The sequence below is a fragment of the Crossiella sp. CA-258035 genome, from assembly GCF_030064675.1.
In the GTDB taxonomy this organism is placed as follows: domain Bacteria; phylum Actinomycetota; class Actinomycetes; order Mycobacteriales; family Pseudonocardiaceae; genus Crossiella.
This window is the reverse complement of sequence record NZ_CP116413.1, coordinates 7,377,938-7,399,015: the sequence shown is the minus strand read 5'-3', so window position 1 is coordinate 7,399,015 and position 21,078 is coordinate 7,377,938. Positions and strand designations below refer to the sequence as shown.

Here is a 21,078-nt window from a genome sequence, read left to right as displayed (position 1 = left end):
GAACCTGGTCGTCATGTGTGCTGTCAGCGGCCATGCCTCGGTGAGGCAGGTATGGCCGGAGGAGGATTCATGGAACACGCGCGCAGACCTGTCGCGCTGCTCGCCAGTGCGGTGGCCCTAGCCACCGCGTCGGCGCTGATGATGCCGCTTTCCGCCGCGGCGACCCCGCAGGGGCCGGTGGTCGGCAACGAGACCAAGCCGATCTACTCCCACGCCGAAGCGGTGAAGGAGACCGTCTACATCGAGTCGAAGATCGACAGCGACTCGGACGGCAAGCTCGACCGGATCGCCGCGGACGTCATGCGGCCCAAGGAGACCAACTCCGGCCTGAAGGTCCCGATCGTGATGGAGGCCAGCCCGTACTACCAACTGGCCCCGCTGCTGACCAGGGACCGGATCGATCGGCAGATCCCGATGCTGCCGAAGGACTTCCGCCGCTGGTACGACGAGTTCTTCGTGCCGCGCGGCTACGCCGTGGTCGAGGTCGAGATGCAGGGCACCGCCCGCTCCGACGGCTGCCCGACCACCGGCGGCAAGGAGGACACCCGCTCCATCGCGGCCTCCATCGACTGGCTCAACGGCCGCGCCAAGGCCGTCTACGCCGACGGCACCCCCGCCGTGGCTTCCTGGAGCACCGGCGCGGTGGGCATGCTCGGCGGCTCCTACAACGGCACCCTGCCGACCGCGGTGGCGGCAACCGGCATCAAGGGCCTCAAGACGATCGTCCCCATGTCGGCGATCTCCAGCTGGTACGACTACACCCGCGACCAGGGCATCGGCTACAGCAACGGCTGGGACGAGCGCTACGCGGAATGGCTCGCCAGCTACGTTGCCAGCCCCGCCGCGCGTGAGCGCTGCAAGGAGCAGCTGAAGGCACTCGGCGACAACTCCGGCGACGACACCTTCAACTACACCCCGTTCTGGCGGGAACGCGACTACAAGCCGGACGTGGACAACATCCGCGCCTCGGTGTTCGTCGTGCACGGCCAGGAGGACTGGAACGTCAAGCCCGCCCACTACTCCAAGCTGTGGGACCTGCTGGCGAAGAACCACATCCCGCGCAAGCTGTGGCTGCTGCGCGGTGGGCACATCGACCCCAACGGCGTGCGCCAGGCCGAGTGGCAGGCCGCGATGCACCGCTGGATGGACCACTGGCTGTACGGCCTGGACAACGGCGTGATGAAGGAGCCGATCGCCGACATCCAGCGCCCGGACGGCAAGTGGGAGACCCAGACCAGCTGGCCGGACAAGAAGGCGGAGGACACCCACCTGTTCTTCGGCCCGGCCGCCAACGGCGTCGCGGGCACCCTGGGCACGCTGCCGAGCTGGCCCACCGGCACCCAGTCCTTCACCGACGACCCGGCCCAGACCGAGGCCAACGCGATCGGCGGCCCGGAAGCCGCGAAGGCCAACCGCCTCGCCTACCTGACCCCGGAGCTGAAGCAGCCGGCCAGGATCTCCGGCACCTCCGAAGTCACCGTGCGGGTCACCCCGGAGACCACCAGCACCCCGCTGACCGCGCTGCTGGTGGACTACGGCCCGGCCAGCGACCCGGCCTTCAGTCCCGTCGTGGTCACCCGCGGCGCGATCGACGTGAAGAACCACCTGTCGCTGAGCTGGGAACACGACTTGAATCCCGGACAGTCCTACTACGTGCGCTGGAAGCTGCACCCGAAGGACTACATCTTCGCCGCCGGGCACCGCATCGGCCTGGTCGTGGTGGCCAACAACGCGAGCTACGTCTCGGTTGACCCCAAGGCCGGCAAGAACTCGATCTCGCTGCTGACCAGCCACATCGAGCTCCCGGTGGTCGGCGGCCGCAAGGCCCTCGGCTTCTGACCGACACCCTGGGGCCGCGCACTCCCGGCGGCCCACACCACCAGCACTGACCACAGCGCCCCGGCGACCAACCGCCGGGGCGCTGTCACGTCCACACACCAGCCCAGCAACCGCACCACGACCGGTTCCACTGCTGGTCAGCACCAACGTCACTGCCGATTTCCGCCGTTGGTCAGTGGCAGCGTCACCGCCGATCCCGCCATTGGTCAGCCCCAACGCCACGGCCGATCCCACCACTGGTCAGCGCCAGCGTCACCGGGCAGCGCGCCGTTGGTCAGCGCACCAACGCCGCCAGCACTTCCGCCGTGTCCGCCAGATCCGGCAGCACGACATGCGCCCCCGCCGCCCACAGCTCAGCCGCGTCACACCGACCGGTCGCCACCCCGACCGCGGTCGCCCCGTGGTGCAACGCCGCCGCCACGTCGTGCGGCGTGTCACCCACCACGACCACCCGGTCGGCGGGAAACGCGACCCCGTACTTGCGCTCGGCCAGCGCCACCGCCGTGCCCACCAGCGGATGCCGCTCCACTGACTCGTGCCCGTACCCGCCAACCTCGAAGTCCACGTGCTCATCCAGCCCGAACGCGTCCAACTTGAACCGCGCGACCTCCGGCAGGTTCCCGGTGACCAGGCTCTGCACCACCCCAGGCGTGCCGGCCAGCGCCCGCAACACCGCCGCCGCGCCGGGCAACGCGCTACCCCGCTCGGGCAGCACCAGCCGGTCCTCGGCGACCACGTCGACCAGCGCGGCGAACACTCGCCGCACCTCGTCCTCGCTCTCCGGAATGCCGTGCCGGTTGAGCAGTTCGGTGGTGATCGCCCGCTCGGTCCGTCCCTGCATCGACGGCACATGCCGGATCACCTGCCCGGCGACCCGCCGCAACACCGTCCCGTACCAGTCCGCGCCGATCCCGCGCAGGTCGACCAGGGTGAGGTCGATGTCCCACAACACCAGCGTGTGCGGCGTCATCAGTCCACCGGCCGCAGACTGGAGATGATCTTCTCCAGCTCGGCCGGGTCCGACGAGTCCGGCGTCTCCTGGTCGGCCTGGACCACGAACACCGCCCCGGTCTCCGGCGTCTCACCCACCACCGCCACCACGTGCACCACACCCACTCGCGGGTTGCACTCGTGCTTGGACGTCACCTCGACCTTGGCCGTGACCCGCGCGGCCGAGCGGCTGCCCACCTTCATCGGTTTCGCCGTGCTCAGCTCCACCCGCGGCTGCACACCCGCGTTCTCGCCATACCGGCCGTCAGCCCACAGCTTCGCCCCCTCAGCCGCGGTGACGTTCACGTCCGAGATCTTCGCGCCACCGACCCCGACCAGCCCGCGCCGAGCATTGCGCCATTTCGGATCGGCGGTGCAGTAGCCCTCCTTGAAGGCCGACACCCCGCTCATCGCGACCTTCGGCCCGTTCCCGTCCTCGAACCCGACGATCGTGGAGGAGTTGAGCACCTTCCACTCCTTCGGCACGTCATAGGCCAGCCCGCGCTTCGTCCACACCGCCTGCCACCCGCTGACCTGCGGAACCATGGACTTGCTCGGCACCGTCGTGGTCGGCGGGACCGAGCGCGAGGTGGTGCCCCGGGTGGTCCGCGCGGTCGAGCTGGCGGCGGCGGGCGCGGCCGATTCGCCCGACCCGGACTCATCGGAGCCGCTGACCAGGAACACGATCGACACCAGCCCGATGACGATCACCGCGCTCAGCGCCACCACCGCGATCCGGCGCCCGGACCGCCCAGGCGGCTGCTGCTGCGGCGGAGTCGGGCCGTCGCTGCGATACACGCCCAGCCCGCCGTACTCCGGCCCCGAGCCGTAGAACTCGGTGTTCTGATACCGCTCCCAGTAGGCCGGATCCTGTCCGTTGCCGGGTCCTGACGATGTCACCCCGCGACCGTACCGGTCCCGAGCCGGCGTGACCGGCTACTTGACCAGCCGCACCGAGTCGAGGATCTGCCGCACCTCGGCGTCGGTCGGCCCGCGATCGGCGAACTTCCCCTCGTACGACACGTCGAGCACGAACACCGAGGTGCCCTTCGCGCCCTTCGTCGCCAGCGCGACCACCTGTCCGCGCGGCGCGTTGCACTCGCTGGTCTTCGCCGCCGTGGTGTTCGCGACCACCAGCACCCCGGTCGTCCCGGCGTTGTCGAAGTTCTTCGGCTCGTTCGTAGTCACCTTCGGCTCGACCTTGTCGACCGTGTAACCCCTGGTCGCCACGTTCTTGGCCAGCTCGGTGGCCGCGCGGGCCAGGTTGTTGTCATCGGTGCGGCCGGAACCGACCTCAGCGCGGGTGTACTGCAACGAGTTGCAGGTGTACGGGTGTCGCGCCGCCATACCGCGCAGGATCGGTCCCGAGGTCGTGCGCGACATGCCCTCAGCGCCCTTCTCCCAGTTCGCGGGCACCTTGTAGGTCAGACCGGCCTCGGCGTTGGTGATGGTCTGCAGCGCCGTGGACCCCGCGGTGCCGGAACCACCCGAGGCCGACGAGGTCGCCGGAGTGGTCTGCGCCACCGGTGGCGGGGTCTCATCCCTGGTCAGCAGCACCACGACCAGCACCAGTCCCACCACGATGACCAGGCTCAGCGCCGCGATGATCGCCATTCGCCAGCGGTTCTTCGGCGGCTCGGGCTGGCCTTCGCCGAACACGCCCAGACCGCCGTAGGCCCCGGTGAACTCGCCGCCGCCCCTGTTGCCTTGATCCCCAGACCACGTCACGGCTGGACACCGTACCTAACGCAGCTGGGACCGCCGGGTCTCCGGCACGATCAACATGCCGACCACCGTCAAACCCAGGCATGCCGCCAGCATCCAGGCCACCGGTGCGGGCGACCCGGTGCTGCGCAGCAACTGCGTCCCGACCAGCGGCGCGGCCGCACCGGCCAGCATCGTCGCCGCCTGGTAGCCGATCGACACGCCCGAGTACCGCACCGTGGTGTCGAACAGCTCCGCGTAGAACGCCGCCTGCGCCCCGGTGAGCAACCCGTGCAGCAGCAACCCCACGCCCACCGCGAGCAACACCCACGCCTGATCCCTCGTCGCCACCAGCGGGAAGAACACCGCTGTCCACCCGGCCGCCAGCACTGCCGCGACCACCGCCACCGGCCGCCGCCCGAACCGGTCGGACAAGGCCCCACCAGCCAGCATCGCCAGCACCTGCACCACGGAACCCACCGTCACCGCCGCCGTGGCGGCCCCGGCTGGCAACCCGATGTGGTTCGCGTAGACCAACAGGAAGATCGTGAACACGTAGAACGTCGCGTTCTCCCCGACCCGCGCCGCGAACACGCTGAACAACTCCCGCGGATGCCGCCGAAATGCCGTCACCAGCGGCGCCCGCTCCGGCCGCGCCTTCCGTTTCGCCTCGGCGAACAACGGCGACTCCGCCACCCGCAACCGGACCCACAACCCCACCAGCACCAGCACAACCGAGGCCAGGAACGGAATCCGCCAGCCCCACGAGGTGTAGTCAGCCCCGCTCATCGAGTACGCGGTCGCCGCCAGCGCGGCGGTTGCCAACAGGTTGCCCAGCGGCCCACCGGTCTGCGGCGTCGCCGTCCAGAACCCCCGCTGCCGGGCAGGCCCGTGCTCAGCGACCAGCAACACCGCCCCGCCGAACTCCCCACCCAGCGCGAACCCCTGCACCAGCCGCAACAACGTCAGCAGCAGCGGCGCCACGATCCCGATCTCGGCATACCCCGGCAGCACGCCGATCAGGAACGAGGACACCCCCATGAGCAGCAGGCTGACCGCGAGCAGCTTCTTCCGCCCGACCCGGTCCCCGAAATGCCCGAACACCACGCCACCCAACGGCCGCGCGACAAACCCCACGGCATAGGTGACCAGCGCGAGCAACACCCCGACCAGACCATCGGCCTGCGGAAAGAACACCGGCCCGAAGATCGTCGCCGCGGCCGCGCCGTAGAGGAAGAAGTCGTAGAACTCGACCGTCGTGCCGATGACCCCGGCACTCACCACCCGCATGAGCGGCCCACGTGCCACTGCCTCGTCAGAGCTCGCCCGCACTCCGTCACCCATGCGCGGCAGCCTGAAGCGCCCCCAACGCGGAGTCAAGATTTTCGGACGACTTTGTCCGCTATCCGGACAACGGCCAGAGGACGATCATCGTCAACCACACCGCGAGTCCTAAACTCACCCCACCAACAGGCTGAGCCGCACCTTCCGCACCGGATTGTCCACATTGGTGTCCACCAAGCACACCGACTGCCACGTCCCCAACGCCATCCGCCCACCCAGCACCGGAACCGTCGCATACGGCGGCAACAACGCGGGCAACACATGGTCCCGCCCGTGCCCTGGCGAGCCATGCCGATGCCGCCACCGATCGTCCTTCGGCAACAACTCCCGCAGCGCGGCCAACAGGTCGTCCTCGCTGCCCGCCCCGGCCTCCAACACCGCCAGGCCCGCCGTCGCGTGCGGCACCCACACGTGCAACAGCCCGTCGCGCCCACCAGCATCCGTCAGGAACCGCTCGCACTCGGCCGTGAGGTCGTAGACCACCTCGACCGACCCGGTCCGGATCTCGATCTCCTCAGTCAACACCCCTTGCACGCTACCGATCCCGGCCTAAGGTCGCGTTCGTGCGCCCCACCCCAGAACACAGGTTCGATGCACCGCCCGGCTACCTGAACACCGCCAGCATCGGCATCCCACCCGCCTTCGTAGCCGACGCCGTCAGCGACTCCATCACCCGCTGGCGCACCGGCGCCGACGCCGCCCCGGACTTCGACGAGCACGTGGCCCAAGCCCGCGCCGGCTTCGCCGCCCTCGTCGGTGTCCCACCGGAGCAGGTCGCCAGCGGCGCCAGCGTGTCTCAGTTGGTGGCTTTGGTCGCGGGCAGCATCCCCGACGGCACCCGGGTGCTCACCGTGTCCGACGACTTCACCAGCGTCACGTTCCCCTTCGCGGCCCAGGCCCATCGCGGTATCACCGTCACCGAGATCGAACTCGAGAAGCTCGCGTCCACTGTGGACCAAGCCGACCTGATCGCGGTCAGTCTCGTGCAGTCGGCCACGGGCGCCGTGCTCGACACAAGCGTCCTCCGCGAGGCGACTTCAGCCGCAGGCGTCCCGGTGCTGCTTGACGTCAGTCAGGCGGCCGGTTGGCTGCCGCTCTCGCTCGACTGGGCAGACTGGGTCGTGGGCGCCGCCTACAAGTGGCTGCTGTCGCCCCGTGGCGCGGCGTGGCTGGCCGTGCGACCGGACGCGCTTGAGCGCACGCGTCCGCTGGCCGCTAACTGGTACGCCGGAGAGGACCCTTGGGCCTCGATCTACGGACTGCCGTTGCGGTTGGCGAGCGATGCTCGACGTCTTGACCTGTCACCAGCGTGGCTTGCCCAAGTGGGTGCCGCGGCCGCGATTCCTTGGCTGGCAGGGCTGGACTTGGGCGCGGTTCGCGATCATTGCCTGGGGCTTGCCAACGCTGTGCGCCGTGGGCTTGAGCTTCCTGAGGGCGGGTCAGCGATCACCTCTCTTGCCCTCTCGACGGACCAGATCGGGCGATTGCGCGCGGCGGGAGTGCGGTTCAGCATGCGGGCGGGCAGGGCGCGTTTGTCTTTTCACCTCTACAACACCGCGGCTGACGTTGATCTGGTGTTGGACGCGCTCACGTAGTTCGAGCGCCCCATCTGCCGGCTCGAGCTGCGGCGTGGGTGAGCTTCCTGCCCGGAGCCATGCGTGACGTCGGTTCCTGGTCTCGGCGCGGCAGGGGGATGGGGCCGGGCGAGGCGATGGCGGCCGGGGTGTGGGTGGCTGCCGCACGAAGCGGCGGGAGGTCGATCACGGACGAGCGGGCACCGCTGACGCGGTGCTTGGGCGTGGCGTGGCGGTTGGGGTGGCGTGGGCGCATGCGGGCGCCCAGCCAGCTGGGGATCGTGCGGGATTTGGTGTGTCGCATCGTGCTGAGTTGGCGGCTGCACAAGGTGACCAGTGCCTCGGCCCGGCGTTCGGATTTCGGGGTTGGCGCCTTGCCGGTTGGCGTGGGCATGACGGTGTTCAGCGCCTCTTGCAGGGTCGCACCGCCGGGCTGGTCCAACCTGCCGTGCAGGGTGACGGTGCCGTCCTCGTAGGTGCGGATGGCCAGGCGGCCGCGTTCAGGCTGATCCTGGGCAGTGCCTCGGCGGGTGGTGGTGTGCTCCCTGCGGACTTGCCGGACGTGTTCGCGGAAGCGGCTCGCGTCGAGGGTTCGGGCTGTTGTCAGCAGGTCCGGCAGTGCGGCGGTGAACGCGGTGGCCCCGATTCCCACGCGGGTCCGGGCGAGCAGGCTTACGTGGGGATAAGGAAGTTCGCCTTCGGTGAACAGAGTGGCGACCTTGGGGAGCTCGCGGAGTTGCCGGGCGACGCAGACCCGTTGAGACGCCTCGGATCCGGTCATCCGCAATTCGCCGACCAACCAAGATCGCATCGAAGTGTGGCGGTCGAGCTTGTAGTCGGCGCGGGCGTCGGCCTCGCCGATGGTGCGGCTGAACTCGGCTTGGAGCCGGGTGAGCTGCCGCCACTGGTCGCGGAGTTGTTTTCGCAGGTCAGTCGTCATGCGCTCGACGCTAGGGGGAGGGACCGACATTTTTCGAGCTGGGGAGGGGGTGGATTTTGCGGAATCACTCAGGTCGGTGAACGTTGCCGCGGTGGCTTTCGGTGGTCTGGGGTGGACCACAATGGTGGAGGGCATGCCCGTGCGCCGTGTCGCAGTTGTCCTTGCCCTTGTCAGCGTTCTTGTCCCGGTTGGATCCGCGCAGTCGCGTCCGCAGCCAGTCGAAGTCGTAGATGCCCGGACCGAGTACTCGTCGACGTTCGCCAACCCTGATGGCTCCCGAACGCTGGTGCTGCACACCGGGCCGGTTCATGTTCGGGACGGCGCTGGTTGGCGGCCGGTCGATCTCACGTTGCGGGCGGGCGCGGACGGGCGGGTCGAGCCGGTGGCGCATCCGCGGCGGTTGAGCCTCGGTGGGCAGGGGAGCACGGAGCTGGCGCGAATGGTGGACGGGCAGACTCGGTTCAGCCGAGCGTGGCCGACGCCGCTGCCGGCCCCGGTGCTGGCGGGCAATCGCGCCACCTACCCCGGCGCGCGGCCTGGTGAGGACCTGGTGGTGACGGTGACGCGCAGTGGCTTCACCCAGCGTCTGGTGCCCAGTGGCGGAACGGCGACGCTGACGGTGGCGAGCGAACGTGCCGAGAGCGAGGCGTCGGATGTGGTTGCCGAGCCGGCGAGTGTGTCGCTGGGGCCGGTATTGGACACCTACGTGCAGAGCAACATTCTGACCGCGCCGATGGGGCACCAGCCGGACATCCGGGTCGGGACGTTCGACGGGACGATCGTGGCGCGGTCGTTTCTCAGCTGGCAGTTGGCGGAGCTGCGGGGCAAGCAGGTCCGGCGAGCGGAGCTGAAGCTGTGGAACTGGCACTCGTGGTCTTGTCAGGCTCGAGCCTGGCAGGTGTGGGAGACCGGGGCCGCTGACGCGAAGACCGCTTGGAGCAGGCAGCCGGCGTGGTTGCGGCAGGTGGCCGGTTCGACGAAGACCCTGGGGCACTCGGCGAGTTGCCCGGATGGTGCCGTCGAGGTGGAGCTGACCGGGCTGGTACGTGAGTGGGCTCGTGGCGGTGCTGAGCTGGGTGGGCTGGGTTTGCGGGCTGAGAACGAAGCCGACGTGTTCGGGTGGAAGAAGTGGTCGGCGAGTGAGGCCAGCGAGGGACGGCCGCCTCGGCTGGAAGTGACCTACCAGCACGGATAATCACAATTGACCACTCGGTTCGTGGTCCCGGGCGGATGCGGTTACGGTGAGAGACCGTGTCGGAGCATCTGTCATCCGGACCGGTGAGGGAACTGTCGGACCCGCGGCGCGGGGGCGGTACCTCGCAGTTGTCGGCTGTGTCTTTTGGGATGGACGGGGGTCACTCGCTCGTGGGGGAGCCGGGGACGCCCTCGCTCGCTGAGCGGCCGGTGGTCAACTACGCGATCAAGGGCCTTGGGCTGGTCGGGGTGGCCATTCTGTCCGGGTTGCTGTGGCTGGCTTTCCAGCCTTCGTTGGTGGCGGGCACGCCGACCACGCCGCCTGGGGTGCCGGCGTACCAGTTCGCGGCGCATGCTGAGCACCGGGACGCCGACTGCGGGAAGCGGGCCTACGGGGCTGTCGCGGAGTTCCTGGCGAAGTCCTCCTGCCAGCAGGTGGTCCGGTCGCTGCACACGACGAGCACCGCGGACGGGACCAAGGTGGTGGTGTCCGTGGCCGTGGTGCGTATGGCGGACAGCAAGGACGCGGTGGAGTTGAACCGGCTCGCGTCGCGGGACAAGACCGGCAACATCGCCGACCTGCTCCGCGACGGCTACACCGTGCCGGACGGGCCACGGAAGCTGACCGGGGCGGGCTACGCCTCCAGGGTCAGCGGTTCCGTGGTCACCATCGTCGAGTCGGACTTCTTCACCGAGGGCCGGGCGGATGTCGAGCTGCTCAAGGCGATTAGCACCGACGCGTTGCGGTTTGGCGCGATCATGAGCTGAGCGCGCCAACAGCGCTGCGCGCAGGGCCCTCCGGCGGTTAGCTGGCTGAGCGCGGTGCGCGCCTTCCGTCGCGGCTCAGGGCTGGCCGGGGAACGGCACGGTGAGTGGTGTCGCACCACCGGCCTTGCGCCACCGGGTCGCGCGGACCGCGGCCGAGGTCAGGGCATCCAGGCTGGTGCGGCGCAGGTTCGCGTCCGTGGTGCGTTCCAGCACCGCGCGCCACGCGCCAGCGGTGTCGGTTTCGGCGGTGACCAGCAGCGTGATGGCCGTCGGCTGGTCGGTGACCGGCTGCGGTGGGGCGTAGGCGGGTTCGGCCGGCACCGGGGTGGCGCCGACGTCACGGAGCAGGCGCTCGGTGGCGTCGCGGCGGGCCCGGTGCTGCGTCGCGCCGTCGCGGAGCGCGTTCTGCTGCGCGTCCTTCACGAACGCCGTGGCCAGGCCGTAGGCCCAGTCCGCGGCGTGTTCGGCGGCCAGGGCGCGCTGCAGGGCGGCGAGCGCTTCCGGCTCCATCGTGGCAGTCGAACCGCTCGGCTGTGGCGAGGTCATGCCAGCACCTCCCGCAGGCTCGCGCAGCAGGCGGCGACCGAGCCGACCAGGCCCGCGCGGTACGGCGGCAGGCCGGCGACCAGGCCCGCGGCCTCCTTCTCCGCAGCGGCAACCGCCTCCCGCAGCGCGGTCAGCGCGGCGTTCTGCTGCCCGGCCACCGGGGGCGGGGCCGCGCTCGTCGGCGCGCCCGAGGCCGTGCTGGAGGCGCGGGCGGGGCGAGCCCGGTCCAGCTCCTTCCGCAGGGCCTGGACGTGGTGCAGGCGGTCACCGGCCACGGCGTCGGCCTGCGCGGCCAGGCCCTGGTGCGCGGCCGCGGTGGCCTTGGCCAGGGCGGTGTCCGCCTGGGCCCGGGTGAGCAGCGCCTCCAGGGGATCGGCTTGCTCAGGGGCCGGTTCGGGGGTGCACGCGCTGGCCAGCGGCAGCGCCGTCACGGCGAGTGCGCCGGCCAGCAGCACCCGGCGGCGGCCGATACGCGGGAGGACGATGGTCACACCGAGTCATCCTGCCAGGCCGCCGACCAGGGCCGCGGAACCGCACACTCGGCGACTCAACCGAACGAGGGGTGATCGTCTGGACCCGGGCACCTCCTCCGACGAGATACGCTGAGCAACCTCGGCCGGTGAAGTGCAGCACCGGACGCGGGACGGCCCTTGCCATCTGCGGTCGCCGTCGCAGCCCTCTGCACCGCAGACAAGGAGTGACCACGTGTCCAGCGCGCCGCGCGACGAGCTCGTCGCCCAGCTCGAACCCCTCGTGCGGGAAACCGTGCACGAGGTGGGCTTCGAGCTGGAGGAGCTCGACATCCGGCAGGCGGGACGGCGTCGGCTGGTCAGGGTGGTCGTCGACTCCGACGACGGCATCGGGCTGGACGAGATCGCCAAGGTGTCCCGGTCGGTGTCGGCCACCCTTGACGCCCACGACGCGATCCTGGCCAGCGCCTACACCCTCGAGGTCACCTCGCCGGGCATCGACCGCCCGCTGACCCACCCGCGCCACTGGCGGCGCAACCGGCTCCGGCTGGTGAAGGTGCGCCCGTTGGAGGGCGCCGAGTACGTCGGCCGGGTCGGTCCCGCCGACGAGCACGACACCGGCGGCGTGGTGCTGCTGGTGGACGGCGAGCTGCGCACGGTCGCCTACCGCGAGATGGCCAAGGCCGTCGTCGAGGTGGAGTTCCGCCAGCCGCCCGCCGAAGACCTGATCAAGCTGGACCGTTGCCAGGGCACGGACGCATCGAAGGAGGAGTCGAAGTGAACGTCGATATCGCCGCACTCCGGGCAATCGAACGGGACAAGGACATCCCTTTCGAGACCGTCCTGGAAGCCATCGAGACCGCGCTGCTCACCGCGTACAAGCACACCGACGGGCACGCCCCGCACGCCAGGGTCGACATCGACCGCAAGACCGGCATGGTGCGGGTGCTGGCGCAGGACCTCGCGCACGACGGGTCGATCGCCCAGGAGTGGGACGACACCCCTGAGGGCTTCGGCCGGATCGCCGCGACCACCGCGCGCCAGGTCATCCTGCAGCGGCTGCGCGACGCCGAGCACGAGAAGACCTTCGGCGAGTTCGCGGCCAAGGAGAACGAGCTCATCGCCGGGGTGGTGCAGCGCGACGCGCGGGCCAACTCGCGCGGCATGGTCGTGGTGCAGATCGGCGACACCGAGGGCGTGCTGCCCCCGGCCGAGCAGGTGCCCGGCGAGGACTACCAGCACGGCAACCGGATCAAGTGCTACGTGGTCGGCGTCTCCCGCGGCATGCGCGGCCCGCAGATCACCCTCTCCCGCACCCACCCGCACCTGGTGCGCCGGCTGTTCGCGCTGGAGGTCCCGGAGATCGCCGACGGCACCGTCGAGATCGCCGCGGTCGCCCGCGAGGCCGGCCACCGCTCCAAGATCGCGGTGCGCTCCACCGTGCCCGGGGTGAACGCCAAGGGCGCGTGCATCGGGCCGATGGGCGCTCGGGTGCGCAACGTGATGAGCGAGCTGTTCGGGGAGAAGATCGACATCGTCGACTACTCCGAGGACCCCGCGACCTTCGTCGGGAATGCCCTCTCGCCCGCCAAGGTTGTCTCCGTTCGGGTGGTCGACGAGCGGGCGAAGACGGCCCGGGTGGTCGTGCCGGACTTCCAGCTCTCCCTCGCCATCGGCAAGGAGGGCCAGAACGCCAGGCTCGCCGCGCGGCTCACCGGCTGGCGGATCGACATCCGCAGCGACGCGGACCCCGCCGGACCTGCGGCGGGGGCGGCGGCGGCCGGTGCTACGGCATCCGGTTCGGCTGACGGAGCCTGAAGCGTTAGACTCTACTTTGGCGCAACGCTGGGGAGCGGTTTTCGTGCACGAAGGTCCGGTTCGGACGTGTGTCGGATGCCGGTCCCGGGCGTTGGCCCGTGAGCTGCTGCGACTGGTGGTCGATAACGACTCGCTCGTTGTCGATCTTCGGCGTAGGTTGCCCGGTAGGGGAGCGTGGTTGCACCCCGACCCGGAATGCCTGCGCCTGGCTGAGCGGCGTCGAGCGTTCCCGCGTGCGTTGCGCGTTCCGGGACCGGTCGACGCGGTCGAGGTCAGGAACCACCTGGAACAGCACGCTTGAGAATCTCCACCGACGCGAGGACCTCTCGAGTCATGTCCGGAACAAGGAAGCAGGTCGACCCGTCATGAGTCAGCCGTGAAGCTGAAGCCATGAGCGCGTTTCGACGGTAGGCGAGGTCGAGCGGGATTGCCGCTTGGCCTCCAGATAAGGAGACCAGTGCCAGGCAAGGCCCGTGTGCACGAGCTCGCTAAGGAGCTCGGAGTCACCAGCAAGGAAGTGCTGAACAAGCTCAAGGAGCTTGGCGAGTTCGTCAAGTCCGCGTCGTCCACCGTGGAAGCCCCCGTCGCCCGCAGGCTTCGGGACTCCCTGGGCGCCACCGACAGTCCGAAGCGCTCCGCTCCGCGACCCACGCCGCCCGCTTCCCGTCCGTCACCGACCGATGTGAAGCCCAAGTCCGCCGAGCAGCCCCGGCCGGCCGCCCCGGCGCCCGGTCCGGCCGCGACGCCGGGTCGTCCCGGCCCTGGCCCCAAGCCCGGTCCGCGCCCGCCGGCCCCCAAGCCGGCCGAGCAGGCCCCGGCCCCCGCGGCGGCGGCCGCTCCGGCGGCGGCTCCCGCGCCGTCGGCCCCCAAGCCCGCACAGCCGAAGCCGGCCCCCAAGGTCGAGCAGCCGCGGGTGGAACAGCCCAAGGTCGAGCAGCCGAAGGCCGACGCGCCCCGGTCCGACCAGCCCAAGACCGACCGGCCCTCGGCAAGCCGTCCCGGACCCGGACCCGGACCGCGCCCCGGCCCCAAGCCGGCGCCGGACGCCGGTGTGGTGCCGCCGAAGCCGCAGTCCCCGAAGCCCGGTCCGCGCGCGCCGCGTCCCGGCAACAACCCGTTCGGTGTCGGCGCCGGTGCGCCGCCCGCACGTCCTTCCGGCCCGCGTCCCGGCACGCCGGGCGCCATGCCGCCCCGGCCGAGCGACTCGCGGCCCGGCGACGGGCGTCCCGCGGCCGCGCCGCGTGGTGACCGGCCCGCTCCGGGCAGTGGTGGCCCGCGCCCGACTCCGGGCAACATGCCGCCTCGGCCCAACCCGGGCATGATGCCCCCCCGCCCCGCACGGCCTGCTGGTCCCGGCGGCGGTGGCCGCGGTGGCCAGGGTGGTCCCGGCGGCGGCCGTGGCGGCCCCGGTGGCGGCGCTGGCCGTCCCGGTGGTGGCGGCGGTGGCGGTGGCTTCCGCGGTGGCCCCGGTGGTGGCGGTGGCGGCGCTGGCCGTCCCGGTGGTGGCGGCGGCGGTGGCGGTGGCTTCCGCGGCGGTCCCGGTGGCGGCGGTGGCGGTGGCGGTTTCCGCGGCGGCCCTGGTGGCGGTCCCGGTGGCGCGCCCGCCGGTGGCGGCGGTGGCTTCCGCGGTCGTCCGGGTGGTCCCGGTGGCCGTGGCGGTGCCGCGGGTGCCTTCGGCCGTCCCGGTGGTCCGGCTCGCCGTGGTCGCAAGTCCAAGCGCCAGAAGCGCCAGGAGTTCGACAACATGCAGGCCCCGTCCATCGGCGGCGTGCGCCTGCCGAAGGGCAGCGGCGAGGCCATCCGGCTTCCCCGTGGCGCCTCGCTGACGGACTTCGCCGAGAAGATCGGCGCCAACCCGGCCGCGCTGGTGCAGGTGCTGTTCCACCTCGGTGAGATGGTCACCGCGACCCAGTCCGTCTCCGACGAGGTGCTCGAGCTCCTCGGCTCGGAGATGAACTACCAGGTCCAGGTCGTCAGCCCGGAGGAAGAGGACCGCGAGCTGCTGTCCTCCTTCGCGATCACCTACGGCGAGGACGCCGGTGACGAGGAAGACCTCGTCATCCGCCCGCCGGTGGTGACCGTCATGGGTCACGTCGACCACGGTAAGACCCGACTGCTGGACACGATCCGCAAGGCCAACGTGCACGAGGGCGAGGCAGGCGGCATCACCCAGCACATCGGCGCCTACCAGGTGCTGACCCAGCTGGAAGGCAACGACCGGCTCATCACCTTCATCGACACCCCTGGTCACGAGGCGTTCACCGCCATGCGTGCCCGTGGTGCGAACTCCACCGACATCGCGGTGATCGTGGTCGCCGCGGACGACGGTGTGATGCCGCAGACGGTGGAGGCGATCAACCACGCCCAGGCGGCCAACGCGCCGATCGTGGTCGCGGTCAACAAGATCGACAAGGAGGGGGCGAACCCCGCCAAGATCCGCCAGCAGCTCACCGAGTACGGGCTGGTCGCCGAGGAGTACGGCGGCGAGACCATGTTCGTGGACATCTCCGCGCGCCAGGCCATCAACATCGACGGTCTGCTCGAGGCGATCCTGCTCACCGCGGACGCCTCGCTGGACCTGCGGGCCAACCCGGCCATGGAGGCCCAGGGTGTCGCGATCGAGGCGCACCTCGACCGCGGCCGCGGCCCGGTGGCCACCGTGCTGGTCCAGCGCGGCACGCTGCGCGTGGGTGACTCGATCGTGGCCGGTGACGCCTACGGCCGAGTCCGCCGCATGGTCGACGAGCACAACGTGGACGTCACCGAGGCGACTCCGTCGCGTCCGGTGCAGGTCATCGGTCTGACCTCGGTGCCGGGTGCGGGTGACACCTTCCTGGTGGTCGAGGAGGACCGGGTCGCCCGGCAGATCGCCGAGCGCCGCCAGGCCCGCATCCGCAACGCCCAGAACGCGGCGAAGCGGAAGCGGATCAGCCTGGAGGACCTGGACTCCGCGCTGAAGGAGACCAACCGCCTCAACCTGATCATCAAGGGCGACAACTCCGGTACCGTCGAGGCGCTGGAAGCCGCTCTGATGAAGATCGAGGTCGGCGACGACGTCCAGCTGCACGTCGTGCACCGCGGCGTCGGTGGTGTCACCGAGAGCGACATCAACCTGGCCACCGCGGAGAACACCATCGTCCTGGGCTTCAACGTCCGGGCCGAGGGCCGGGCCACCGAGCTGGCCAACCGCGAGGGTGTGGAGATCCGGTACTACACCGTGATCTACCAGGCGATCGACGAGATCGAGCAGGCCCTCAAGGGCATGCTCAAGCCGGAGTACGAAGAGATCCAGCTGGGCCGCGCCGAGATCCGCGACGTGTTCAAGTCCTCCAAGGTCGGCACCATCGCGGGTTGCATGGTGCTCTCCGGGGAGATCAAGCGGAACACCAAGGCCCGGCTCCTCCGCGACAACAACGTCATCGCGGAGAACCTGCCGATCTCGACGCTGCGCCGGTTCAAGGATGACGTCACCGAGGTCCGCGAGGGCTTCGAGTGCGGTCTGACGCTCGGCAACTACTCCGATCTCAAGGTCGAGGACATCATCGAGACCTACGAGATGCGGGAGAAGCCGCGCAACTGAGGTTGTGGCGGGCCCGGACCGACCCCAGGTCGGCCCGGGCCCGTACCCATCGACTTACCCACTGGTGATGCCATTTGTACGTCGGGTCGTTGGAACTCGACATCCTGCTCGGCGACGTGCATTCGCTGAAGCAGAAGCGGTCGCTGGTCCGTCCGGTGATCGCCGAGATCCGCCGCAAGTTCGAGGTGTCCGCCGCCGAAGCCGGCCATCTGGACCTGCATCGCCGTGCCCTGGTCGGGGTGGCCCTGGTGGCCGCGGACCCCGGGCACGTCCGGGACGTGCTCGACGCCTGTGAGCGGCTGGTCGCCGCCCGGCCCGAGCTGGAGCTGCTGTCGGCGCGCCGGCGGGTGCATGGCCCGGAAGACGAGTAACAGAGAAGGCAAGACCCGAGAAAGGGAGTGAGCGCCGTGGCCGACCAGGCCCGCGCCCGCAGGCTGGCCAAGCGGATCGCCCAGATCGTGGCCTCCGCGATTGAGCACCAGATCAAGGACCCGCGACTGGCGAAGGTGACGATCACCGACGCCAAGGTGACCGGAGACCTGCGCGACGCCACCGTGTACTACACCGTCCTCGGCGACACCGTGGACTCGCCGCCGGACCTCGCCAGTGCCGCGGCCGCACTCGCCAGCGCGACCGGTGTGCTCCGGTCATTGGTCGGGCAGGGCACCGGGGTGCGGTTCACCCCGACGCTGGCCTTCATCGCCGACACCGTGCCGGACACGGCGCGGCAGATGGACGAGCTGCTGGCCAAGGCCAGGGAGGCCGACGCCGAGGTCGCGCGCATCGCCTCCGGGGCCAGCCCCGCCGGTGACGCCGACCCGTACCGCGCACCGCGCGATGCGGACGAGGACGAGGCGGACGAGCCGGCTGACGGTGAGCTTCGCCACCGCTGAACAGCGCGGATATCGCCGGAAGGCATGGACGTGACCTGGGGTTGTGGGCGAGGCTGACTCCCTGAGGTCAGCTTAAGCAGCAGGACTGTCGCGGAGGTGAGCGCCCTGGCCGGCGAACGTGGAGCGATGGCCCCACCCGAGCTCGAGGTGGCGGCGGCCGCCCGGCTGCTGGCCGACGCGACTGACGTCACCCTGCTCGGACACGTGAACCCGGACGCGGACGCCCTCGGCAGCGCCCTTGCCCTCGGTCTTGCCCTGCACCGCCTGGGCAAGACCGTCCGGGTGTCCTTCTCCGCACCGGACCGCGCGCCCGAGGCCCTGGTCGCACTCGACACCGCGCACCTGCTGGTCCCGCCGTCGCAGGTGCCCGAACTGCCGCCGGTGCTGGTCGCCATGGACACCGGCAGCCTCGCTCGCCTGGGCTGGCTGGGCGAACGGGTGCCGCGGATCATCGCCGAGGGCGGACACGTCGTGGTCATCGACCACCACGCCTCGAACACCCGCTACGGCACCCACCACATCGTCGACGACCGCGCCGAGTCGACCACGGTCCTGGTCCTCCGCCTCCTGGACGAAATGGGCGTCGACCTGGACCCCGACATCGCCCGCTGCCTGTACGCCGGCCTGGTCACCGACACCAGCTCATTCCGCCGAGCCCGCCCCCAGACCCACGAGCTGGCCGCGCGCCTGCTCGCGGCGGGCGTGGACGCCGAGGCGACCGCCCGCCCGCTGATGGACCACCACCCGTTCGCCTGGCTGGGCATGCTGTCGACCGTGCTGGGCGGCGCTCAGCTGGAACCGGACGGCGCGCGCGGCTTCGGACTGGTGCACGCGGTGGTGCGGTTGCGCGACGTGGCGGGCCTGCGCAGCGAGGACGTGGACAGCATCGTCGACGTGGTGCGCAGCACCGCCGAGGCCGAGGTCGCGGTCGTGATCAAGGAGACCGGCGACCAGGAGTGGTCGCTGTCGATGCGTGCGGTCACCAGGGTCAACGTGGGCGCGGCGGCGCAGGCGCTGGGCGGCGGCGGGCACCGGTTGGCGGCGGGCTGCACCATGCGCGGATCGCTGGAACAGGTGCTCGACGAGGTGCGCGCGGCACTGAACGCGGCTCCGTTGCTGTAGCCGAGCGGAGACGGACGCGGCGCAGGGGCTGATGGGATCCGGCTTGCCGCGATGGTCGGCATGCGGCGCGCGTGCGAACACCGCGGTTGTGCGCAATGCCGGGCCGAAGCTGCGCGACCCGCCTGGAGCCGCGAGGACCGCCAGCAGGAGCTTCGCTGGGCCGATGCCGATGCCGATGCCGATGCCGATGCCGATGGCTGGTGACTGGTGGCGACGCCGGGGCTGACGCTGGGTGGGCATGGCGGCATCGCAAGCTGGCGCGGTTTCGTGGTCGCTGGGCGCTGCGTGAGACTGCGGTGTGCGGGAGCTTCACGCTGCCCCGTTGCTCTTTCTTTGGGAATTTTCGCTGATCAGGTGCGCTGGCGGGCGCGGAAGGCCGCCACGTGGACGCGGTTGGCGCAGCGGGCGGAGCAGAAGCGTTTGGCGCGGTTTGTCGAGGTGTCGACGAAATAGGTGGCGCAGTCCTCGGCGGCGCAGTGACCCCAGCGGTCCAGGCCGTGGCGGACTACTGCCTGGGCCAGGCCCCAGGCGGCGGCCGCGGCGACTTCCTGGGCCGGTGGGGCGTCGTGTTCGGCGACGTGGATGTGCCAGTTGGGGACCTCCTCGCCGTCACCGTGGCCGGACAGGCGTGGGCGTGGCGGGTGCGCGGTCAGGAGGGTGTTCACCCTGTTCAGGACGGCATCGGGATCGTTGTTGACGGCGGCTGCCAGTGCCTGGCGGAGGGCGGTGGCGACGGTGCGGAGGGCGTCCAGGTCGGCCTCGGTGGTGCGGTCGGCCCACCAGGGCTCGTCGTGCAGGGCGGCGCGGAGGTCGGTCAGGTTGTCCAGGCTCGCGTTGGCGAGGCGGAGGGCCACGTCGAGGTAATCGGCGTTGTCCATTGTCGGTCCTTACGTCTACGCTGCCGGATGTCAGGGGCCAAATCGCTATCAGCACCTTACCGGGAGGTTGGCGTGGAGCAGGTTCCGCTGCGGAGGGTGCTCTCGTTGGCGCTGCCCGCGTTGCTGGTGCTCGCCGCGGAACCGCTCTACCTGCTGGTCGACACCGCGGTGGTCGGGCGGCTGGGCGCGGTGCCGCTGGCCGCGCTCGCGGTGGGCGGCGTGGTGCTCGCACAGGTGTCGACGCAGCTGACCTTCCTCTCCTACGGGACCACCGCGCGGGCCGCTCGCCTGCATGGGGCCGGGCGACGGGTGGAGGCGGTCGCCGAGGGCGTGCAGGCGACCTGGCTGGCGCTGCTGCTGGGGGCGGTGCTGGTGCTGCTCGGACAGCTGTTCGCCGGGCCGGTGGCGCGGGTGCTCGCGGGGGAGGGGCCGATCGCGGACTCGGCCGTCTCCTGGCTGCGGATCGCGCTGTTCGGGGCACCGTTGATCCTGGTCACGATGGCGGGCAACGGCTGGATGCGTGGCGTGCAGGACACCGCGCGGCCGATGCGCTTCGTGCTGTTCGGCAACGCGCTCTCCGCCGTGCTGTGCCCGGTGTTCGTGCACGGCCTCGGCGAGTTCGACGGCTGGGGCCTGGAGGGGTCCGCGATGGCCAACGTGCTCGCGCAGGCCGTCTCCGCGGTGCTGTTCCTGCGCGCGCTGGCGGTGGAGCGGGTGCCGTTGCGGCCGCACTGGCGGAGCATGGCCGCGCAGCTCGGGCTTGGCCGGGACCTGGTGCTGCGCAGCCTGGCCTTCCAGGCTTGCTTCGTCTCGGCGGCCGCGGTGGCGGCGCGGACCTCGGCGGCGACCGCGGGGGCGCATCAGGTGGTGTTGCAGCTGTGGACGTTCCTGGCGCTGGTGCTCGACTCGTTGGCCATCGCCGCGCAATCGTTGGTCGGGGCGGAGCTGGGGGCCGGCCGGGCGGGGCGGGCTCGGGCGCTGGCAGGGCAGATGACCCGGTACGGGCTGGTGTTCGGTATCGCGCTCGGGGTGCTGTTCGCGGCGTTGTCCGGGGTGCTGCCGCAGGTGTTCACGCCGGATGCCGGGGTGCTCGCCGAGGTGCCGCACGCCTGGTGGTTCTTCGTGGTGTTGCAGCCGGTGGCGGGGGTGGTGTTCGCGCTGGACGGGGTGCTGCTCGGAGCGGGGGACGCGGCGTTCCTGCGCACCGCGACGCTTTTGTCAGCGGCGCTCGGTTTCCTGCCGCTGGTGTGGGCGTCGATGGCCTTCGGGTGGGGTCTGCTCGGAATCTGGACGGGGCTCACCGCGTTCATGTTGTTGCGGCTGGCCGCGGTGTTGTGGCGGGCCGGCAACGGGCGCTGGGCGGTGGTCGGCGCCGTGCGCGACTGAGCGCGCTCGTGGGCCTGTGGGACAGCACACGT

General features: G+C 70.8%; 21 protein-coding genes. 12 read left to right on the top strand and 9 right to left on the bottom strand.

Annotated elements, in window-relative coordinates; all coding sequences use genetic code 11:
* The first annotated feature begins 69 nt into the window (after nucleotides 1-69).
* Entirely contained in the window at nucleotides 70-1,839 is a 1,770-nt protein-coding gene (locus tag N8J89_RS33245) for a Xaa-Pro dipeptidyl-peptidase (protein WP_283660932.1), read from the top strand.
* 274 nt (nucleotides 1,840-2,113) lie between these two features.
* Here the strand turns inward: N8J89_RS33245 and N8J89_RS33240 are convergent, their stop codons facing one another.
* The 5 genes from N8J89_RS33240 to N8J89_RS33220 form a co-directional block, all read right to left on the bottom strand.
* Nucleotides 2,114-2,809 carry an HAD family hydrolase gene (locus N8J89_RS33240; protein WP_283660931.1) on the bottom strand — a complete coding sequence of 232 codons (696 nt, stop codon included), beginning with the start codon at nucleotides 2,807-2,809 and terminating at the stop codon, nucleotides 2,114-2,116.
* Entirely contained in the window at nucleotides 2,809-3,729 is a 921-nt protein-coding gene (locus N8J89_RS33235) for a DUF8017 domain-containing protein (protein ID WP_283660930.1), read from the bottom strand. Before N8J89_RS33235 ends, N8J89_RS33240 begins: the two co-directional genes overlap by 1 nt.
* 36 nt (nucleotides 3,730-3,765) lie before the next feature.
* Nucleotides 3,766-4,557: a DUF8017 domain-containing protein gene (locus N8J89_RS33230; RefSeq protein WP_283660929.1), complete on the bottom strand. Its 792-nt coding sequence runs from the start codon at nucleotides 4,555-4,557 to the stop codon at nucleotides 3,766-3,768.
* 15 nt (nucleotides 4,558-4,572) lie between these two features.
* On the bottom strand, nucleotides 4,573-5,823 hold the full coding sequence (locus tag N8J89_RS33225) for an MFS transporter (RefSeq protein WP_283660928.1): 1,251 nt from the start codon (nucleotides 5,821-5,823) through the stop codon (nucleotides 4,573-4,575).
* A gap of 168 nt (nucleotides 5,824-5,991) precedes the next feature.
* Nucleotides 5,992-6,402 (bottom strand): secondary thiamine-phosphate synthase enzyme YjbQ, encoded by a 411-nt coding sequence (locus tag N8J89_RS33220; RefSeq protein ID WP_283660927.1) that lies wholly within the window; start codon nucleotides 6,400-6,402, stop codon nucleotides 5,992-5,994.
* A gap of 38 nt (nucleotides 6,403-6,440) precedes the next feature.
* On the opposite strand from N8J89_RS33220, the gene N8J89_RS33215 reads away from it, so the two are divergent.
* The gene (locus N8J89_RS33215; RefSeq protein WP_283660926.1) at nucleotides 6,441-7,472 is read left to right on the top strand and encodes an aminotransferase class V-fold PLP-dependent enzyme; all 1,032 of its coding nucleotides are present in this window, start codon (nucleotides 6,441-6,443) and stop codon (nucleotides 7,470-7,472) included.
* Here the strand turns inward: N8J89_RS33215 and N8J89_RS33210 are convergent.
* A complete protein-coding gene (locus N8J89_RS33210; RefSeq protein ID WP_283660925.1) occupies nucleotides 7,465-8,391 on the bottom strand; it encodes a DUF222 domain-containing protein in 927 nt (308 codons plus the stop codon). The genes N8J89_RS33215 and N8J89_RS33210 overlap by 8 nt on opposite strands.
* A gap of 133 nt (nucleotides 8,392-8,524) precedes the next feature.
* On the opposite strand from N8J89_RS33210, the gene N8J89_RS33205 reads away from it, so the two are divergent.
* Nucleotides 8,525-9,586 carry a DNRLRE domain-containing protein gene (locus tag N8J89_RS33205; RefSeq protein ID WP_283660924.1) on the top strand — a complete coding sequence of 354 codons (1,062 nt, stop codon included), beginning with the start codon at nucleotides 8,525-8,527 and terminating at the stop codon, nucleotides 9,584-9,586.
* A 170-nt stretch (nucleotides 9,587-9,756) separates the two neighbouring features.
* The gene (locus N8J89_RS33200) at nucleotides 9,757-10,353 is read left to right on the top strand and encodes a hypothetical protein (protein WP_283660923.1); all 597 of its coding nucleotides are present in this window, start codon (nucleotides 9,757-9,759) and stop codon (nucleotides 10,351-10,353) included.
* Nucleotides 10,354-10,428: 75 nt separating this feature from the next.
* Here N8J89_RS33200 and N8J89_RS33195 read toward each other — a convergent pair whose 3' ends face one another.
* The gene (locus tag N8J89_RS33195; RefSeq protein WP_283660922.1) at nucleotides 10,429-10,899 is read right to left on the bottom strand and encodes a ferritin-like domain-containing protein; all 471 of its coding nucleotides are present in this window, start codon (nucleotides 10,897-10,899) and stop codon (nucleotides 10,429-10,431) included.
* The gene (locus N8J89_RS33190) at nucleotides 10,896-11,390 is read right to left on the bottom strand and encodes a hypothetical protein (protein ID WP_283660921.1); all 495 of its coding nucleotides are present in this window, start codon (nucleotides 11,388-11,390) and stop codon (nucleotides 10,896-10,898) included. The genes N8J89_RS33195 and N8J89_RS33190 overlap by 4 nt, the downstream gene beginning before the upstream one ends.
* Before the next feature lie 214 nt (nucleotides 11,391-11,604).
* Here N8J89_RS33190 and rimP point away from each other — a divergent pair, with 214 nt between their 5' ends.
* The 7 genes from rimP to N8J89_RS33155 all read left to right on the top strand — a co-directional run bounded on the left by rimP (nucleotide 11,605) and on the right by N8J89_RS33155 (nucleotide 18,782).
* Nucleotides 11,605-12,150, top strand: a complete 546-nt coding sequence (rimP, locus tag N8J89_RS33185) for a ribosome maturation factor RimP (RefSeq protein WP_283660920.1) — start codon at nucleotides 11,605-11,607, stop codon at nucleotides 12,148-12,150.
* The gene (gene nusA / locus N8J89_RS33180; protein WP_283660919.1) at nucleotides 12,147-13,187 is read left to right on the top strand and encodes a transcription termination factor NusA; all 1,041 of its coding nucleotides are present in this window, start codon (nucleotides 12,147-12,149) and stop codon (nucleotides 13,185-13,187) included. The genes rimP and nusA overlap by 4 nt, the downstream gene beginning before the upstream one ends.
* Nucleotides 13,153-13,488, top strand: a complete 336-nt coding sequence (locus tag N8J89_RS33175) for a YlxR family protein (RefSeq protein WP_283660918.1) — start codon at nucleotides 13,153-13,155, stop codon at nucleotides 13,486-13,488. Before nusA ends, N8J89_RS33175 begins: the two co-directional genes overlap by 35 nt.
* 156 nt (nucleotides 13,489-13,644) lie before the next feature.
* On the top strand, nucleotides 13,645-16,767 hold the full coding sequence (gene infB / locus N8J89_RS33170; protein ID WP_283660917.1) for a translation initiation factor IF-2: 3,123 nt from the start codon (nucleotides 13,645-13,647) through the stop codon (nucleotides 16,765-16,767).
* Nucleotides 16,768-16,841: 74 nt separating this feature from the next.
* Nucleotides 16,842-17,138 carry a DUF503 domain-containing protein gene (locus N8J89_RS33165; protein ID WP_252480752.1) on the top strand — a complete coding sequence of 99 codons (297 nt, stop codon included), beginning with the start codon at nucleotides 16,842-16,844 and terminating at the stop codon, nucleotides 17,136-17,138.
* A 36-nt stretch (nucleotides 17,139-17,174) separates the two neighbouring features.
* Entirely contained in the window at nucleotides 17,175-17,660 is a 486-nt protein-coding gene (gene rbfA / locus N8J89_RS33160) for a 30S ribosome-binding factor RbfA (RefSeq protein WP_283660916.1), read from the top strand.
* A 126-nt stretch (nucleotides 17,661-17,786) separates the two neighbouring features.
* The gene (locus N8J89_RS33155; RefSeq protein ID WP_283660915.1) at nucleotides 17,787-18,782 is read left to right on the top strand and encodes a DHH family phosphoesterase; all 996 of its coding nucleotides are present in this window, start codon (nucleotides 17,787-17,789) and stop codon (nucleotides 18,780-18,782) included.
* Nucleotides 18,783-19,132: 350 nt separating this feature from the next.
* On the opposite strand, the gene N8J89_RS33150 is transcribed toward N8J89_RS33155, so the two are convergent.
* Nucleotides 19,133-19,660 carry a CGNR zinc finger domain-containing protein gene (locus N8J89_RS33150; protein WP_283660914.1) on the bottom strand — a complete coding sequence of 176 codons (528 nt, stop codon included), beginning with the start codon at nucleotides 19,658-19,660 and terminating at the stop codon, nucleotides 19,133-19,135.
* Between the two features lie 27 nt (nucleotides 19,661-19,687).
* Between N8J89_RS33150 and N8J89_RS33145 the strand changes: the two genes are divergently transcribed.
* Nucleotides 19,688-21,046, top strand: a complete 1,359-nt coding sequence (locus tag N8J89_RS33145; RefSeq protein WP_283660913.1) for an MATE family efflux transporter — start codon at nucleotides 19,688-19,690, stop codon at nucleotides 21,044-21,046.
* Nucleotides 21,047-21,078: the final 32 nt, after the last annotated feature.

Coding starts and splice junctions, on each gene's coding strand:
- N8J89_RS33150 (WP_283660914.1), bottom strand. CDS start 19,660: ATGGACAACGCCGATTACCTCGACGTGGCCCTCCGCCTCGCCAACGCG.
- N8J89_RS33240 (WP_283660931.1), bottom strand. CDS start 2,809: ATGACGCCGCACACGCTGGTGTTGTGGGACATCGACCTCACCCTGGTC.
- N8J89_RS33145 (WP_283660913.1), top strand. CDS start 19,688: ATGTCAGGGGCCAAATCGCTATCAGCACCTTACCGGGAGGTTGGCGTG.
- N8J89_RS33245 (WP_283660932.1), top strand. CDS start 70: ATGGAACACGCGCGCAGACCTGTCGCGCTGCTCGCCAGTGCGGTGGCC.
- N8J89_RS33155 (WP_283660915.1), top strand. CDS start 17,787: ATGGCCCCACCCGAGCTCGAGGTGGCGGCGGCCGCCCGGCTGCTGGCC.
- N8J89_RS33210 (WP_283660925.1), bottom strand. CDS start 8,391: ATGACGACTGACCTGCGAAAACAACTCCGCGACCAGTGGCGGCAGCTC.
- N8J89_RS33205 (WP_283660924.1), top strand. CDS start 8,525: ATGCCCGTGCGCCGTGTCGCAGTTGTCCTTGCCCTTGTCAGCGTTCTT.
- N8J89_RS33225 (WP_283660928.1), bottom strand. CDS start 5,823: ATGCGGGTGGTGAGTGCCGGGGTCATCGGCACGACGGTCGAGTTCTAC.
- N8J89_RS33195 (WP_283660922.1), bottom strand. CDS start 10,899: ATGACCTCGCCACAGCCGAGCGGTTCGACTGCCACGATGGAGCCGGAA.